Source organism: Vibrio jasicida 090810c, assembly GCF_002887615.1.
Lineage (GTDB): Bacteria > Pseudomonadota > Gammaproteobacteria > Enterobacterales > Vibrionaceae > Vibrio > Vibrio jasicida.
In genome coordinates, this window is sequence record NZ_CP025792.1 from 15374 (window position 1) to 32261 (window position 16888).

The following is a 16888-nucleotide window of genomic DNA, read 5'->3' on the forward strand; positions in this document are numbered from 1 at the left end:
AGTTAGTGAAAAGAAAACTTAAAAAAATTTTGATTTGAAACAGAATTCTAACATAAGCAAAGATTTTGCTATGAAAACCCCTCTTAACTGTGGAGTTAAGAGGGGGATAATTCGCTAAGCGGCGAGATCTTGAGCATCTTGATATTGATGTGCGATATGCTGAAACTGTGCTTCTACAGCAAGGAAAGCGTCGACAACTTGCGGGTCAAAATGTTTGCCATTTCCTTCAAGAATGATTGATTTTGCCTTGTCATGACTGAACGCTGGCTTGTATACACGCTTTGAAATAAGTGCATCATAAACATCTGCGAGTGCCATCAATCGGCCAGAGAGGGGAATGCGTTCACCCGAGAGTTGATTTGGATAACCACTTCCATCCCACTTTTCATGATGTGTCAGCGCGATCTCTTTCGCAACTCGCAAAAATGAGCTACTTCCTAGCTGTTTTTCTGCAATTGACAACGCTTCGGCACCAATTTCAGCATGACCCTTCATGATCTCAAATTCTTCGTCGGTCAATTTACCCGGTTTGAGTAACACACTATCAGGCACGCCGACTTTACCCACATCGTGAAGCGGGGCCGATTTATACAACAGTTCAATGTAATTGGGAGTCAGTAACATGCGATGTTGTTCAAACTGACTTAAGTGTTCTGCCAGCACTTTGACGTATTCCTGCGTTCGCATGATATGCGCACCAGTTTCGTTATCGCGAGACTCTGCCAAGGCGGACAGGCTGACAATGGCAACATCACGCGTCGTTTTCACCTCGTCTTGCGAAACTTGCAAGCTGTCTAGCATTTGGTTGGTGAGGCAGGCCATTGAGCCTAGCTCATCATGTTGGAAGACCGGGAGGCGTTGAGCCACCTTACCTTGAGTGACTTCCAATAATGCTTGTTCTTGGCTAAACAAAATCTTCTGCATCAAGCGAGTCCATAACACCATGATGGCAATAACGTATCCCCCTACAACCAACGCGATATACACCAGTTCCTTGATAAAACTGATCTTGCCTAAACCATTGCTGATTTGTTCTGGGTTTTGCTCTAACCAATAAATGTCTTTTACTGCGACCATGGTTAAGATTGCGGTGAGAGTGATCAGTAACGCAATCATCATCCCGATCATCTGTTTGACCATAGACTGGCGTTGCCCTGAGAGGACAAAATCGAATTGGTTTTGCTGGCGCAAGTCATTAAATTGAGCCAATTTGCTTTGCAGTTGAAGGATAGAGCCTGTCAGGAAGCCAAACAATCCCATGCCAAATAGGACCTTTACATTGCTATCGAAAGTAAAGTCATACTGGAGGTTGTAATAAGCCGCGAAAGGGATGCTAACCGCAGTAAATAAAATCGTATCCAGCTTCGCTTGGCGGTTTTGTGCAATTAACGGGTGTGTTGCGAGAATAAAGTGACGCACTAAATAGATGAAGGTAAACACCACGGCGCAGTGCAAAATGACTTCGTAAATGCTGAGCGTACTGAGCATGGGGCAGACGCGTCCGCCATAGGTGCCAAAAAAGAATGCAGCGGCTAAATAAAGTTGCAATGTTAGCGGTGCGTTGTAGTTAGTATTCGCCATGATTAACCTTTCTAAGATCATCCTCAACATCATTGTCTTCGCTCTTGGTTGCGCTTCTAGAGAGGAACTTGGTTATGTTATTGATGCTGTTGATTGATCTGTCACTTGTAAAATCAAAGACCTGCGATTCTAGCGATAGATTTCATTAAGCGCTATAAGGACAGGGAAAGGGAAATAGGGTGCATCTTTAACTTGAAAGTAAAACCGCACTTCGACTTGCCTCACAGGGACACTCATTAATGTGAACAGAGCGGCGAATAGATGATTGCATGAATATCGAGATTTCTAGGTTTTATAAGGTCTGATGATGTATTTGCATAATTTATTTAAAGTTGCACTCTAATTATCCTTCTCTATGTATTTGTTCTTCCTGTGTTGCGTTTACCTCGAAAAATCCGAAAGGTTAAAAGTGTCTTTAGGAGACATTTCTTTCCTCAAAAGCTCTTTGTTGATGACGAAGTTTCGGTAGAAAACAAAAATCGGAGCCAGTGCTCCGATTTTTATGTGCGCAATCTAAGTCGACTTAAGGCATGTACATGTCATTGAGCTTTGACACTTCTTTGTGCTTTCTACGTTTGATGAAGTAGTTAGAAACCACACCGAACATCAAGACCAGACCACAGAAGCCGTACACTTGCATGATAGTCGGATCGCTTGAGACAAAACCGAAGTCTGAGAACATTACGTAAGCGCCCAATACCATGTAGATGATGACCGCTGATGCTTCAAAGCGGAATGACCACGGTGTCACATCGATATTCTCATTTACTGGCATTACGTAGTCGGTATCACGCGGCATAAAGTAACCAATCGCAAACATCAGAGCAGTACACACGACGAATAGAATTGCTAATTGGTGTAGGAAGTGAATTGGTGTACCAAAGACCAATTGCATCGCAGCGTAGGAGCTAACAAACACGACCAAAGCAACTTTAGCGGCAATAGCAGGAACGCGTTTTGAAATGTAGCCCACAAACACGATAGTGAAGATAGGCACACTAAAGAAGCCCGCAACCATTTGTAGATATTGAAACAAGCCTTCTGGTGCGTACATGATGAAAGGCGCAATACAGACCGAAATGATCGCAATGATAACGCCGAAGATACGACCTTTACCGACCAACTCTTCATCCGATTTGTCTTTGCCGAATAGTGGTTTGTAAACGTTCAAAGCAAACAAGGTGGTTGAGCTGTTCAATACGCCGTTAAAGGTACTTAGGATAGCGCCGAACATGACCGCAACGAAGAAACCAACAAGCGGCTTAGGTAATACTTCGTTCACCAAGCGTGTGTACATCGTATCTGGGTTGCCCGCATCTGCGCCAAACATATGGAACGCAATGATGCCCGGAATGATTAGGAAAAGTGGAGAGATAACTTTAATCGCACCCGCCAGAATCACGCCTTTCTGACCTTCTTTGAGGTTTTTCGCGCCAAGTGCACGTTGGATAATAGATTGGTCAGTACCCCAGTAGTACAAGTTCACCAACAATAGACCTGTGAACAGGGTAGAGAAAGGCAGTGGGTCGGTCTCTTTACCTACGGATTGCAGCTTTTCCGGTGCGGCAGTCAGCAATACGTCTAAACCTTCCATAAAGTTACCGCCGCCTAATGCCATTAGACCAAATACTGGGATCATCAAACCGCCGGTGATCAAGCCTACGCCGTTGATCGTGTCTGCAATTACCACGGCTTTTAGACCGCCGTAAATCGCGTAAAAGAAACCCAGCAAACCAATAGTGGCAGAAATCAGGGCGATAGAGCTGAACTCTGAAATGCCCAGTAAACCTTGCACATCAAAGATTTCGCCCAGTACCACTGCGCCAGCGTAAAGAGTGGTAGGTAGAATGTTGATGACGTATTGGCACAAGAACAACAGGGTAACGAACTTCTTCACCGACATGTCGTAACGGCTTTCTAAGAAGTCTGGAATGGTGGTGATGCCTTGCTTGAGGTAGCGAGGAACAAGCAGCAGCGCAATGATAACCAGTGTAACGCCAGAGGCCACTTCCCAGCCCATCACACTCATGTTGTGGGTGTAGGATTGTGCACTCATGCCAACAAAGCTGGTGGCACTCAGGTTGGTCAGAATCAAGGAGCTGGCAATCAGACCGCCTGTTAAGCTTCGTCCACCAAGGAAGAAGCCGTCTTGAGAGGTGTTTTTATCGTTTTTAACTTTGCTGTAAGTAAACACCACAACAAAGCCTGTAAACAGCAAGAACGAAAGTAATACTGTAATAGACATTTTGTTTCCTTAACAAGTTAAGCAATTAAGTTTTGCTTGTTAGTTGTAGGGTGTCCCTCTAGCGCGTATAGGAGTGTTTTATCAGGAACAACGCGAAGTTGAAACCCGGTCGCTAGAGGGCACAGATAGAGGTTTAAATTTTCTTAAGATGAACAATCAGTGCCGATTCTGGGTCGAGAATCGGAAGCGTTACCCCAATTTCTTTTAAGTTATCGCCACTTAGCGTCAGGGTTTTGTCTAGCCATTGAGGACGTTGCTTCATCAACTGGAAGCTGGTTTTTGGCATTTCAACAATCTTGACTTCGTAACGGGCGTTTTCATCCGCACAGCTAACGCGAAGTGGAGATGGCAGCGCATGATTTGGCATGGCCAACTGACACACCGTAATCAGCATTTCTTGCCCGTTCTCAACGCCATAGATGTTCTGGTTTTGATCGGCAGGATCAATGCGGAAAGTACGTCCCGAATGAAGCAAATCGCGATACTGTTTGTGCAGTTGAATGTAATGAGCAAACGCTTGTTTTTCTTCCGCGCTTTCTTTTACTGGATCGAGCTCCACACCCATGTGACCACTTAACGCTGTCACGCCACGCATGTTGATCGCATGGCGACGATTGGTTGAGTGACACTCTGCAGGACCAATGTGAGCGCCCATGACTTCAGGTGGGAAGAAGTAGCTCATACCACGTTGAATCGCTTGACGTTCCAATGCATCGTTACAATCAGAAGCCCAGAAACGGTGAGTGCGTTTAAGGATTTCAAAATCAATACGACCACCACCCGAAGAGCAAGACTCAATTTCAACCGCCGGATGCGCAGCTTGAAGTTCGTCTAGCAAGCGGTATAGCGCTTTCGTTTGGCCATGTACTGCGGGCTTACCTTGATGCCCAGGTTGAACCAATTCACGGTTCATGTCCCATTTCAGGTAGCCGATGTTGTAACGAGTCAGTAAGTCATTCAAACGCTCAAATAGGTAGTTGAAGCAATCTTGGTTTTGCAAATCCAACACGTATTGCCAGCGGCCTGAAGGTTGGTGGTAGCCTTGCAGACTTAATACCCAATCTGGGTGCTGGCGATAGAGATTTGAGTCTTGGCTGAGCATCTCTGGCTCTACCCAAAGACCAAACTCCATGCCTTTGTTGTTTACGTGCTCGATGACAGGCTCAAGACCATTCGGGTACTTCGTTTCATCCAAGTACCAGTCACCAAGCGCTGCACGTTCGCCATCACGACCAATGAACCAACCATCGTCAATGATGAAGCGCTCGACACCCATCTCAGCCGCTTCTGTTGCCATCTGCATGATGTATTCAGGCTTGTGATCGAAGTAGATGCCTTCCCACGTGTTTAAGTGAACAGGGCGAGGTCTGTTGTTTGGAAATTGGATAATATTGGCACGAATAAACTCGTGGAATCGCTCTGATATTCCATTCAAACCCGAGTTACTGTATGTCGCATAAAGCCATGGTGATTGGTAGGCTTCACCGCTTTGTAGACGCTTTTCACCAGACAGTAGCAGTTCACCAGCTTGAACAAAGCGACGACCGTCACTGCGAACATCGGCACGAAGTTGGTGGTTACCACTCCAACCAAGATGGAAGCCCCAAACTTGCCCCAATTGCTCACTAAAGCCATTAGTGCCCGCGAACAAACCTGGGAAGTTTTCGTGAGAGGTGCGACCGCGACGGTTTTCTTGCATAAAGCCACCATGCTCAAAGCTCAAACGCTGAGTTTGAAACTCATGACACCAACGCCCGTGGAACGTCATCAGCTCGTTTGCATGGTTAGGAAGTGGCAGGGTAGAGGAGAGCTTACCCAAGCAATACTCACCGGCTGTCGTGTTTTTTACTGTGATGCGTTTTTGTACCACGTCACTGTTAAAGTCCAGTTGTAGCTCAATCAATAATTCGAGACCCGCAATGTCATCTTGCAGAGTAAATGTCGCGCTGTTGTCATCGTGCTCTATCGATGTGGTTGTGAACACGGGAGCCCAGTCTTCGCCATTGCGATGCCCTTCAATCCCAGGCGCATTAAAGTGACCGCTGCCCAACTCAGGACAAAGTGATAAGGGTACGTCAACATCAAGGCGAGCCTGCGAGATAGGACGCTCGGTTGAGAGCATTAAATCGGGATCGATCTGAGCGATCTTTGCGCCCCAATGAAGGATTTCAGGAACACGATCCACTTTAATGATCATGCTGTGATTCTTGGATTTTAAGTGAACAATTTTTTGCATTCTGTTTCTCTGTTTTCGCAAACATTTAATCTGCAAATAATCATGCGCTTGTTTGGTTTTATTTCGATTGAATAGCCGTTTAAATGTGACTTTGAACAGGTTTTAGAACGTGGTTTTGTGTGCTAGATCTGCTGTTCTCGGGAACATTTTTTCATGTTTTTTACGACATTGTTCACGAGAACATTCGAATGAATTTGGTAGAGTGAACAGTAAATCAGAATAGGAGAACGCAGTGGCAGTTACGTTTAAAGATGTTGCACGGTTAGCTGGAGTATCGACGCAAACCGTGTCGCGCGTAACCAACGGCGCGGATAACGTCGCAGAAGAAACACGAAAGCGAGTCAACGACGCAATCAAAAAGCTTGGCTATGTGCCGAACAAAGGGGCACAAATGTTGAGCCGAGCGAAGTCGCGGATCATCGGTATTGTTTCTTTGGATATCTCACTGCACGGTGTGGCTCTTATTGCTAATGGCGTTCGCAACCAAGCGCATGAGATGGATTACGCGACGGCGCTGGCAGTGTTAGGTGACAACTCCATTGAGGAATTCCGTAGTGCAATCCGAGAGCTCATTGCCCAGCAAGTTGATGCCATTATCATCAACGCCCCGGTAACCAGAGAGATGGCAGAAAACCTTGTGGAGCAGTTCAGTCAGCTCACGCTGGTTTTTATTGATGTACCCGAGGGGACGCCCGTCAATTATCTCAGTTGTGATCATAAATCTGGGGCAAATTTGGCGATCTCTCATTTGATCGAACATAAGCGCGAATCCTTCGTGTGTATTTCTGGCCCCAAGGCATCTACGGCTTCTCAGATTCGTTACCAAGAATGGCAATCACAGATTCAGCAACATGAATTGGTGCAAGCGGCATACTATGAGGGAGATTGGCAAGCAGCCAGTGGCTACAACGCTATTAAAGACGCCGTGTTAAAAGGTGTGCCTTTTGATGCTGTATTGGTGGCGAATGATCAGATGGCGCTTGGCGTGTTATGCGCGCTTTTGGAGGCGGGTATTAATGTACCTAAAACCGTCTCTGTGGTTGGGTTCGATGGTATTCAAGACAGCCAGTTTTTCTCACCCCCTCTGACAACGATTAAGCAAGATTTCAATGAACTTGGACGTAGGGCGGTCAAGTTAGTACTGAGTCAGATGGAAAAAAGGCAAGGCGTTGTGTCAGAAGTATTGCCAATCAGCTTGGTTGAACGACAAAGCACATCAGCAAAGGCGGACACGCTTTATGACAAGCAAGAAATACTGACCCACTTAGAGAATATACGTCGTCTATTACCTTAGTTGAACTGTTAATGAATTTTGCCGTGGTTACAAAAAATGTATGGTCCGCCCCGTTATTGCAACTACAATTTAGTAATAACGGAGTTGGTTTGCGCTAATGTATTCGGAGTCCACGTTGGGAACATTAACTTCCCCGCTCCACGATGATATCCGCGCCAGATTATCCTTAAAAGCCCCAAAGCAACTAGGTGCTATTTTTTGTATCAGGTTACTAATCTGGCCGTTCGACCGTTTTTGTCATCACATTCATTGGCGTTGCAAACTTGGTTATGGCTATACAGCCTTAAAAGCTTGGCGGTGGTACAACACCGCCCAAGCTATTCTTGCTAGCTTATTGGCAAGTGCGACTACCACTACATTAAACGGCTTTGTTGCTCGTAAATTGACTAACCAATCTCCAAACACTTTTCCTGTTGTTTCTATCCTAGATAGCACGGACCTCGCTCCATGTATAAATAGAGCACGAAGGTGTTTGTTCCCTCGTTTACTCATGCCTAATAGCTTTGATTTGCCACCCGTTGAATACTGCCTTGGAACGAGTCCTAGCCATGCAGCCATCTCGCGACCTCCACCAAAGTTTGAAGGAGAACTGATATTGGCTACACACAACGTTGCTGTTAAATCACCAATACCAGGAATACTCTTCAAAAGTTCAGCATTTTCATTATTTTCAGTAATCGCTTTCAGTTTTCTATCTTGAGTAGATACTTGCTCATTTAGGTATTTATAGTGCTCATGAATCGAGAGCAACTCAGCGACCAGGCTTGGTGGTAGTTTTATATCTTGCTCGGCCAACCACTGAAATAGCGCTTTCATCTTGGCATGGCCTTTAGGAAAACTCAGCCCAAACTCAAGTAGTATTGCTCCAATTCGGCTCATACAAGCCGTTCGTTCTTTGATATAACCATCCCTCACTCGATGGATAGCTGCGATTACCTGAGCTTCCTCTGACTTGGCAGAGACAAATCTCATGCTTGGTCGACTCGCTGCTTCTGCTATCGCAGCCGCATCAATAAAGTCGTTCTTATTACCTTTGACGTAAGGTTTTACATATTGAGGCGGGATAAGTCGAACTCGATGCCCATAGGCTTCACACTTTCTCGCAAGCCAGTGAGCACCACCACAGGCTTCAAAAGCGATGATGGTAGGTTCAAGTACAGATAAGAAACGGAGTAGTTGGCTTCGACTAAACTTACGGCGAATAACGTCTTTGCCAGTGTGATTGTTGCCAACCGCATGAAAGCAGTGCTTGCCTAAATCGATACCTAAGATGTGAATGGTAGACATATGGTTCACCTCGTTCTGAGAGCCTACTCTAAGCGTAGGGCTTGAGAGTGAGGCGGACCATATAATTAGCCCCGTCAATGCGAGGCTCTATCAGGAATCGCTAAGTTTACTTCTTCAGATTCATTTCTGATTCTACAGCGTTGGTTTCGATGTCTGGGTTAGAAGACAGTTTGCCTGTTGCCCAGTCATTCATGTGTTTTAGAATAGCTTTTAACGCATGTTTTTCAGTCGGCGCTTCTGATGTTTCAACTTCAATTTTTTGCTTAGGGTGAGAACCCGTTGCGTCTTCAGCCACGTGCAACCAATCTGGGTGCCAGTAATAAGGTTGACCTGATGGTGTGCTCCATGCATGAACACCGTTGGTTTCGCCTTTGTATTGGATGTCGTTTTCGTTGTACTTAGTCATTATTATCGTCTCTCATAGTCATGAGTTGAGGTGTGCATCACCATTACTCTATAAATGTAACAGATGTCATCGAAAATAATGTGACAACTATCTATTAATCTTGTTGATAAATAATCGATTCCGCTGCACAGCTCTCATTCAGGTCAGTTAACGTACTTTTTCTGATAGTAACCCTATTTAAATTAGGTGCTTAGCTCAGTTTACTGACCATTCAGATGCTTGATGATAGCCGCTTTAGCGTGTTCTTCAGTCGCCGTTTCACCAATTGGAACGTCTAAGTCCGCTTTTGGGTGGACTCCGAGTGCATCTTCTGCAATATGTAGCCAATCTGGATGCCAATAATATGGGTTACTTCCTTCTGGGTGATCCCAGCTATGAACGCCTTGGTGTACACCTCGGTATGAGAGGTCATCCATCGTAAACATTTTCATCATTTCCTCCCGTGTTGATTTTCATGCCTTTGAAAGTATGGAACATAAATTCTCATTTCGTATAGCGAATTGGTATCACTAAGATTGATTAATTACGTTACGACTTTGATAGTGGTGATATCGGATTGCGGGCGTGAAGTATGCTAAGGTGCCTCGGTAGTGATGAATGAGGGAAACATGAACCGATACCGCCAACTCGCTGAATTGTTCAAAATTCAAATTCAGCAAAATACATGGAGAGCAGGGGAGAAGCTCCCTTCAGTGCGTGTCACCAGCCGTAATCACAATGTTAGTGCAGGGACGGTCTTACAGGCGTATCAACTGCTAGAGGCGCAAGGTTGGGTGAGCGCTAAACCTCAGTCTGGCTATTTTGTTACGGCGGAACTGGAACGTTTAGAACCGAATGACCTAGATAAGAGTCTCTATCGCACTTCGGTAAACGATGAGTTGTATGAGTTCCTTAAACACCAGTCTGCGCCAGAGAGTATTAAGCTTGGATCGGCATTTCCTGATCCGACGTTGTTTCCTCTGGATGCGCTTAACCGCAACCTAGCCAGTTCAGGCCGCAAAATGGGGCCAGAGACACTACTTGATAATCTTCCTCCAGGCAGTGAATCGTTACGCCGTTTAATTGCACAGCGTTATATTCAGCAGGGACTTGTGTTGAGTCATGACGATATTGTCATTACCTCTGGCGCGATGGAAGCGCTAAATTTGAGCCTTCATGCAGTGACTCGACCTGGTGATACGGTTGTAATTGAAACTCCGACTTTCTATGGGGCTCTTCAAGCGATCGAGCGATTGGGCTTAAACGCGATAACAGTCCGTGTGGATGCTAAGGATGGTCATTCGCTTGAGCAAATAGAGGCTGTGTTTGCCAATCATGATGTGCGTGCTTGTTGGCTAATGACCAATTTCCATAATCCGACCGGAACTTCCCTTAATGACTTGCAAAAGCAAGGAATCGTTGAGTTGGCAAATCGTTACGATGTGTATGTAGTAGAGGATGATGTTTATTCAGAGTTGTATTTTTCAGAGACGAAACCTGCGCCTTTAAAATCGTTTGATACTCAGGAGCGAGTGCTGCATTGCGGTTCATTTTCGAAAAGCTTATGCCCTGGTTATCGGTTAGGTTGGGTAGTAAATAAACGCTTTAACGAGCCGATTCAAAAACTTCAACTCATGTCGACCTTGTCGGGCAGTGCTCCTATTCAACAAGGCGTGGCGCACTATCTGCAAAATGACAGCTATGACAATCATCTTAGAAAGCTGCGCAAAGAATTACAGTTACGCCAAACAAGGTTTGTGGCTTTAATAGATAAATACTTACCTAAGTCCGTTGACTATTGTCTTCCTCAAGGCGGGTACTTCATGTGGCTTAAATTACCTCCAAGTTTGAATGGTAAGGCCATTTACCAAGCTCTCATCTCTAATAACGTGACGGTGGCGTATGGCAAGCTTTTCTCTGTTGATGACCAGTATCAAGACTATCTAAGGCTGAACACCTCGCTGCCTGTTGATGAAAACCTAAAACAGGCTATATGCAAATTGGGTGACTTACTTCACTAAAGGAACTGTTTAACGTTTTTTTGGCCTAACTGTACTAAAGCGGTTTACCGGTCATGTGCTTCAATCGATTGTAGAGTAATTGCAATATTGGAGTGACAATGAAAAAACAGTTGGTAAAACATGAAGTAAGATTGATAGCTGTTGCTATTTTTAGCGCATTTCTGTTGGTATTTGCGCACCTTATTTTGGCGAAGTCTTTCTCGCATATGGCTTGGACAGAGTACACCGCGGCCGTGATCCCTTTCATTATGTTTGGCTTATGTGTGTTGGGCGTTAAGTACGCAGAACATGCAGATAGAGAAGGGGATGGAGAGCAGTAAAATCATGAAAAATTTAGGAAGAGAGAATGAAGAGTGCATGGTTGCTTGCGTTATCTATGATCGCCTTTGGGTGCTCAGCGAAACAAGATGTAGAACCTAAGTCGGTTACCCTAGTCTATGATCACTCAAAATTGACTGCGGAGATACAAGCCGATAATCATTTCGAGGCTCATGTCGATAATGATAAAGAGCGTATCGATTTATCTGGCTTGGTACGGAAACTTCACCCTGACTACCAGTTAGATGTCTTGGTGATTAAGTCTAGTAAGACTCAGCATGCAACAAATCAAATTAGTACGTCATTGTTGATCAAACAAAAAGAGATTGAAAAACCTATTTTGATTGGTGGTGTTTATCAGCATACGGTGGTCAATGACGAGAACAACAACCCGACAGTGACAGAATCAGCCAGTGTGATGAGCGTTAAGTTGAATTTATAGTAGTTGGCAACGGAACCTATCTGTGAGATCCGCGACAAAATAAAAGACCTCCACATGGGAGGTCTTTTTAATTCTGTATCACTCGGTGGTGATTAGAAGTTCGCAGAGCGAGGTGTACGTGGGAACGGGATAACGTCACGTACGTTGCCCATACCAGTCACGTAAGAGACTAAACGCTCAAAGCCTAGACCAAAGCCAGCGTGTGGCACTGTGCCGTATTTACGCAGGTCGCGGTACCAGCTCATGTGCTCTGGGTCGATACCCACTTCACGCATGCGCTCGTCTAGGATGTCTAGACGCTCTTCACGCTGAGAACCACCGATGATCTCACCGATACCCGGTGCTAGTACGTCCATTGCAGCTACCGTCTTACCGTCATCGTTAGCACGCATGTAGAATGCTTTGATGTCTTTCGGGTAGTTCTTCACGATTACTGGCGCTTTGAAGTGCTCTTCCGCAAGGAAACGCTCGTGCTCAGAAGACATATCGATACCCCATTCAACTGGGAATTCGAATTCACGACCTGAATCAAGAAGGATCTGGATTGCGTCAGTGTAGTCTACTTGTGCAAAGTCAGAAGATACGAATTGCTCTAGACGCGTGATTGCTTCTTTGTCGATGCGTTGAGCAAAGAACTCAAGGTCATCACGACACTCAGCAAGAACCGCTTTGAACACGAATTTCAGCATGTCTTCAGCCAGTTTCGCTACGTCATCCAGTTCTGCGAACGCAACTTCAGGTTCAACCATCCAGAATTCCGCTAGGTGGCGGCTGGTGTTTGAGTTTTCAGCGCGGAAAGTTGGGCCGAACGTGTAAACTTTACTTAGTGCACAAGCGTAAGCTTCAGCGTTTAGCTGGCCAGATACGGTTAGGAACGTCTCTTTACCGAAGAAGTCTTCGTTGTAGTCCACTTTACCAGCGTCAGTACGAGGTAGGTTTTCCATGTCTAGCGTAGATACGCGGAACATTTCACCAGCACCTTCTGCATCTGAAGCTGTAATCAACGGCGCAGATACCCAAAAGTAACCTTGCTCATGGTAGAAGCGGTGGATTGCTTGAGATAGGCAGTTACGTACACGTGCTACCGCACCGATTACGTTTGTGCGCGGACGTAGGTGCGCCACTTCACGTAGGTACTCGATAGAGTGACGAGTTTTTGCCATTGGGTAAGTGTCAGCATCTTCAACCCAACCAACTACTTTAACGTTAGTAGCGGCTAGTTCGAAGTCTTGGCCTTTCGCAGGAGAGGCAACAATCTTACCAGTTACTTCAACAGAGCAGCCAGTGGTTAGCTTAAGTACTTCGTCGTCGTAATTATTAAGATTATTAGGGACCACGGCCTGAATCGGGTCGAAACAAGAGCCGTCATAAATGGCAAGGAAAGAGATTCCAGCTTTGGAATCACGACGTGAACGGATCCAGCCACGAACAGTTACTTCACTGTCTACTGCTAGCTGACCTTTCAAAACGTCTGATACAGGCGCGTAAGTCATGTTTGAAATATTCTCCATTGAGGTAAAAATTCAACTCAACACTTACTACATTGCTTGCTTTAAACGGCTTTGTTTAAAAAACGAGCGAAGCGTTGAATTGGATAGAATTTTACAGATTCATCGGGACATATTACCTGTCAATTCGTCAGCTTCAACCTTTATATTCAATTTGGAGGGGAGAAATTTCTTATTTACTCGCCCTTTGTTCCTCAGACAGCGTAAATTGGTTAAGTAATAGCTCTAGACGTTCCGAAAGCTGCTCCAAATCAACGCTGATGTCACGTGTGTGAGATGCAGATTGCGAAGTTTCATTCGCGTGTCTTGTGATGGTGTCGACTTTCAACTGAATGTGTTTGCTCACCTCTGACGTCGTTTGTGTTTGATGTTGAATGTTTTCTGCATGTCTCAAAACTTGATGCATTTCGTCTACTACATCGCGCATGGTTTCGGAGAGCGCTTCGACATCGACGGAACGCTGATGAGCAAACTGGCACACATTATCTACCGAAGTGAGCGACTCTTCACTGCCTTGTTGAAATTGCACGATGATGCTTTCTATATTGCTGGTCGCTTGCGCTGTCCGAGAAGCAAGGTTACGGACTTCATCTGCGACAACCGCAAATCCACGGCCTTGGTCACCTGCACGAGCTGCTTCAATTGCGGCATTGAGAGCCAGTAGGTTGGTTTGTTCCGCAATACCTTTGATGACACCCAGGATGGATGATACTTCTGCGGTTTGTTGATTCAATGTTGTGATCTTCTCGCGCACCTTGTCGATATCGGTCACTAGGTTCTTGATGTCTTCACTTACATGGTGCGCTTGACCAGCACTGGCGGTTGCGACATCAACGGTATGGTTGACCAACGTTGTTGCATCAACGGTCGCTTGTTCTACGACACTTTGTTGTTGCAGCATGTCAGTGATATTGGTTTGCACTTCATTGGTTTCTACTTGCTGGTTGTCTGCCGCTTCATCGGTAGATTGAGCAACGTCGGTTAAGCGTCCGGCGGACCCCGCCAGTGAATGCGATGTTTCCTGAACTTTGTCCAAGCTTTGCGAGACCGTATCCATAAAGGAATTGATAGAATCCGATAACTGTCCAACTTCGTCTTTTTGCTTATGCTCTAAACGTATGGATAGATCCTTGCTCGCACTGACATTCGACATAAAACGCGACGTCATTTGTATTGGCCTAACGATGATTCTACGAATCAATCCCATGGTAATTAAAAAGCCCACAAACGCGATAACTGACATGATACCCATCGCAAACATGGCTTGTTTATTGATAAGAGAATTCACATGGCTCATGTTGTATTCCAAGCGGATTGCACCTAACACTTCGCCTTCTGGGGCAATATGGCAAGACACACAATTCGTACCACGATAGTTTTCGCTTGATTTCATCGGCAGTGCAACCACCAAGCCTTTCCCCCAATCCGCACTGAAAGGCTCAATCACCAACTCACCGTTTAATGCTCTCTGGTCAATGTCATCTATCGGTTTTTGATTCGCATCGCCAGCGCCGTAAAATTTAGAGACTGTATCAGCACGAAGTACGCGCACTTGCTCTATGCCTTCTTGAGCGAGCGCTTTTTGTCGTAGGGTTTCTTTTTGCGGCATCGTACCGGTGAGCATCATCATATTTAGGCTATCGAAGTAGTTGCTTGCCTTATCGTGTAGTTGTTCACTCAGCACGTCATTAATAAGTGTCTTTTGTTGAAAGTATTGATAGCCAGTCGATGCAGCTAACACACAAGTGAAGACAACTATCAGTGCCAGTAACAGTTTGAAGGTAATCGTTGAGCGCATATTTTTATAAGTGTAATTGGAACGAATTCCACAATATTAAGGGCTTAGCGTGGTATGAGCGATGGATAGGGCGAATGAATGTGACCCTAAACAACGTAGGGTTATGTAAATGTGATGTAAGTAGGGTGTAATCAATGGATTGGCGCTGCGCCAATTTTTAGACGAAGGGGGGATCTAAATTTCAATTATTCTTTCTTGTTTAACCGGTTGTTAACCCGAGGTCGTGTAATCTCTTTTTGTACTCTTAGAGTCGTTAAAGTAGGGAAGTTTGGGGTATGTATGACCCTACTTCAGTTTCCTAACCATTTTTCTGGAATCTCCAGATTTGGCAATCTTCAAGATGCTTGGAGGTTGCCGTTTTTTATCAGTTAATCATTCTGAATCAGTGAATCGTTTTCCTCTTTCTCATGTTATTGATAAAGGTTGTCATTAAAGGGTGAATTCCTTAGTATTGCGTGTCTTTTTAAAGCCTGAGAATCAAGATGAAAACAGAATTATACAAAGAGTTTATGTTCGAAGCAGCACATCACCTGCCGCACGTACCGGAAGGTCACAAGTGTGGTCGTTTGCACGGACACTCTTTCTTAGTTCGTCTTTATGTAGAGGGTGAAGTTGACCCGCATACAGGTTGGGTGATTGATTTTTCAGAAATCAAAGCGGCATTCAAACCAACTTACGACCGTTTGGATCATTACTACTTGAATGATATCGAAGGTCTAGAAAACCCAACAAGTGAAGTACTCGCGAAGTGGATTTGGCAAGAGCTTAAGCCGAGTTTGCCACTACTGAGTAAAGTTGAGATCAAAGAAACTTGTACCGCAGGTTGTATCTACAAAGGCGAATAATTTCGTTCTGTACACAGATAATAAAGGCAAGCTAATCGGCTTGCCTTTTTCTTTTGTTAGCCTGAAATCAGAGACAAAAGAGGTCAGTACCCAATTCCGTTTCGTAGGGCGAATTGGACTAACTCAGAATGAGTTTCTAATTCCAGCATGTCCATCAACCGGTATTTGTGAGACTCAATCGTTCGTGGACTCAAATTAAGCGCTATCGCGATTTGTTTTGCAGACAAGCCGTTGGCTATGTGCCCGAGGACATCACATTGACGACGACTTAGTCTTAACATTTTGTTGTTCTCATTACTCGTCTTCATGTCTGGCTTGTGTAAGCTGCGATGCAACTTAGAGTGCTGCCAATAAGAAAGCCAAACTTGCGAAAGAAATGTGACTTGATTCAATTGGGCGTCATTCAAACCACAACGATTTTCGCCAAAAATAGTAAATGAAACGCCACCCCAGCGTTGACCAAACTGACTCAGTGGGATGGTGTAATGGCAACATGCGCCTTGTGCTGCCAGCATTCTTAGTAATGCCACATCACTACTTTCAAGCGAAGCTCGGTTGAAAATCTGAGTTTGTTCCGAGTTACCGATAAGACGAAGGTACCTCTCGGCGTCTTCTATGCCGACTTGCTCTGCTGTGACGACTTTATGTGGTGGACGTGCGACAGCAAGCGTTTTCCCTTGGTTGAAAAACAGCATTGAGTTGGGAAACATGGTCATTCGATCGATTTCGAACCAGTTCATGGCTTCCGTCATGAATTCGCGAAGTTTGACTTCGCACTTGTCTGCTTCAGAGGAGGTAAGTGATGTTGCTTGCCTCATCATAAGCGCTTCAAAAGTTTCAGCTTCTATTGTCTTACCTATCTCACTGTCCATTAAAACGACTCGTACGGAATGAATTTTATAAATGCAGTAATTTTACTCTACATTCT

Annotated in this window: 14 protein-coding genes; 5 read left to right on the forward strand and 9 right to left on the reverse strand. The window is 45.0% G+C overall.

What is annotated here, in order from left to right:
* Window positions 1-114 precede the first annotated feature (114 nt).
* The 3 genes from C1S73_RS00070 to C1S73_RS00080 all read right to left on the reverse strand — a co-directional run bounded on the left by C1S73_RS00070 (window position 115) and on the right by C1S73_RS00080 (window position 6062).
* Window positions 115-1581: an HD domain-containing phosphohydrolase gene (locus C1S73_RS00070; protein ID WP_038871759.1), complete on the reverse strand. Its 1467-nt coding sequence runs from the start codon at window positions 1579-1581 to the stop codon at window positions 115-117.
* A gap of 523 nt (window positions 1582-2104) precedes the next feature.
* Window positions 2105-3826 (reverse strand): solute:sodium symporter family transporter, encoded by a 1722-nt coding sequence (locus C1S73_RS00075; protein ID WP_038871756.1) that lies wholly within the window; start codon window positions 3824-3826, stop codon window positions 2105-2107.
* Between the two features lie 133 nt (window positions 3827-3959).
* Complete coding sequence (locus tag C1S73_RS00080) at window positions 3960-6062, reverse strand: alpha-galactosidase (protein WP_038871755.1); 2103 nt, start codon at window positions 6060-6062, stop codon at window positions 3960-3962.
* 232 nt (window positions 6063-6294) lie between these two features.
* Here C1S73_RS00080 and C1S73_RS00085 point away from each other — a divergent pair, with 232 nt between their 5' ends.
* Window positions 6295-7356, forward strand: a complete 1062-nt coding sequence (locus tag C1S73_RS00085; RefSeq protein ID WP_038871753.1) for a LacI family DNA-binding transcriptional regulator — start codon at window positions 6295-6297, stop codon at window positions 7354-7356.
* A 273-nt stretch (window positions 7357-7629) separates the two neighbouring features.
* On the opposite strand, the gene C1S73_RS00090 is transcribed toward C1S73_RS00085, so the two are convergent.
* The 3 genes from C1S73_RS00090 to C1S73_RS00100 form a co-directional block, all read right to left on the reverse strand.
* Entirely contained in the window at window positions 7630-8643 is a 1014-nt protein-coding gene (locus C1S73_RS00090; RefSeq protein WP_102778931.1) for an IS110 family RNA-guided transposase, read from the reverse strand.
* A gap of 106 nt (window positions 8644-8749) precedes the next feature.
* Window positions 8750-9049: a hypothetical protein gene (locus tag C1S73_RS00095; protein ID WP_038873539.1), complete on the reverse strand. Its 300-nt coding sequence runs from the start codon at window positions 9047-9049 to the stop codon at window positions 8750-8752.
* A gap of 200 nt (window positions 9050-9249) precedes the next feature.
* The gene (locus C1S73_RS00100) at window positions 9250-9480 is read right to left on the reverse strand and encodes a hypothetical protein (RefSeq protein WP_038873536.1); all 231 of its coding nucleotides are present in this window, start codon (window positions 9478-9480) and stop codon (window positions 9250-9252) included.
* 177 nt (window positions 9481-9657) lie between these two features.
* On the opposite strand from C1S73_RS00100, the gene C1S73_RS00105 reads away from it, so the two are divergent.
* The 3 genes from C1S73_RS00105 to C1S73_RS00115 all read left to right on the forward strand — a co-directional run bounded on the left by C1S73_RS00105 (window position 9658) and on the right by C1S73_RS00115 (window position 11809).
* On the forward strand, window positions 9658-11049 hold the full coding sequence (locus C1S73_RS00105) for an aminotransferase-like domain-containing protein (protein ID WP_038873533.1): 1392 nt from the start codon (window positions 9658-9660) through the stop codon (window positions 11047-11049).
* Window positions 11050-11147: 98 nt separating this feature from the next.
* Entirely contained in the window at window positions 11148-11369 is a 222-nt protein-coding gene (locus C1S73_RS00110) for a hypothetical protein (RefSeq protein ID WP_038873530.1), read from the forward strand.
* Window positions 11370-11395: 26 nt separating this feature from the next.
* Complete coding sequence (locus C1S73_RS00115) at window positions 11396-11809, forward strand: hypothetical protein (protein ID WP_038873527.1); 414 nt, start codon at window positions 11396-11398, stop codon at window positions 11807-11809.
* 92 nt (window positions 11810-11901) lie between these two features.
* Here the strand turns inward: C1S73_RS00115 and asnS are convergent, their stop codons facing one another.
* Both asnS and C1S73_RS00125 read right to left on the reverse strand, forming a co-directional pair.
* Window positions 11902-13302 (reverse strand): asparagine--tRNA ligase, encoded by a 1401-nt coding sequence (gene asnS / locus C1S73_RS00120; protein WP_038873525.1) that lies wholly within the window; start codon window positions 13300-13302, stop codon window positions 11902-11904.
* Window positions 13303-13489: 187 nt separating this feature from the next.
* Complete coding sequence (locus C1S73_RS00125; protein WP_038873522.1) at window positions 13490-15115, reverse strand: methyl-accepting chemotaxis protein; 1626 nt, start codon at window positions 15113-15115, stop codon at window positions 13490-13492.
* 482 nt (window positions 15116-15597) lie between these two features.
* On the opposite strand from C1S73_RS00125, the gene queD reads away from it, so the two are divergent.
* Window positions 15598-15960: a 6-carboxytetrahydropterin synthase QueD gene (queD, locus tag C1S73_RS00130; RefSeq protein ID WP_038873519.1), complete on the forward strand. Its 363-nt coding sequence runs from the start codon at window positions 15598-15600 to the stop codon at window positions 15958-15960.
* An 83-nt stretch (window positions 15961-16043) separates the two neighbouring features.
* On the opposite strand, the gene C1S73_RS00135 is transcribed toward queD, so the two are convergent.
* Entirely contained in the window at window positions 16044-16832 is a 789-nt protein-coding gene (locus C1S73_RS00135) for a response regulator transcription factor (RefSeq protein ID WP_038873517.1), read from the reverse strand.
* Window positions 16833-16888 lie beyond the last annotated feature (56 nt).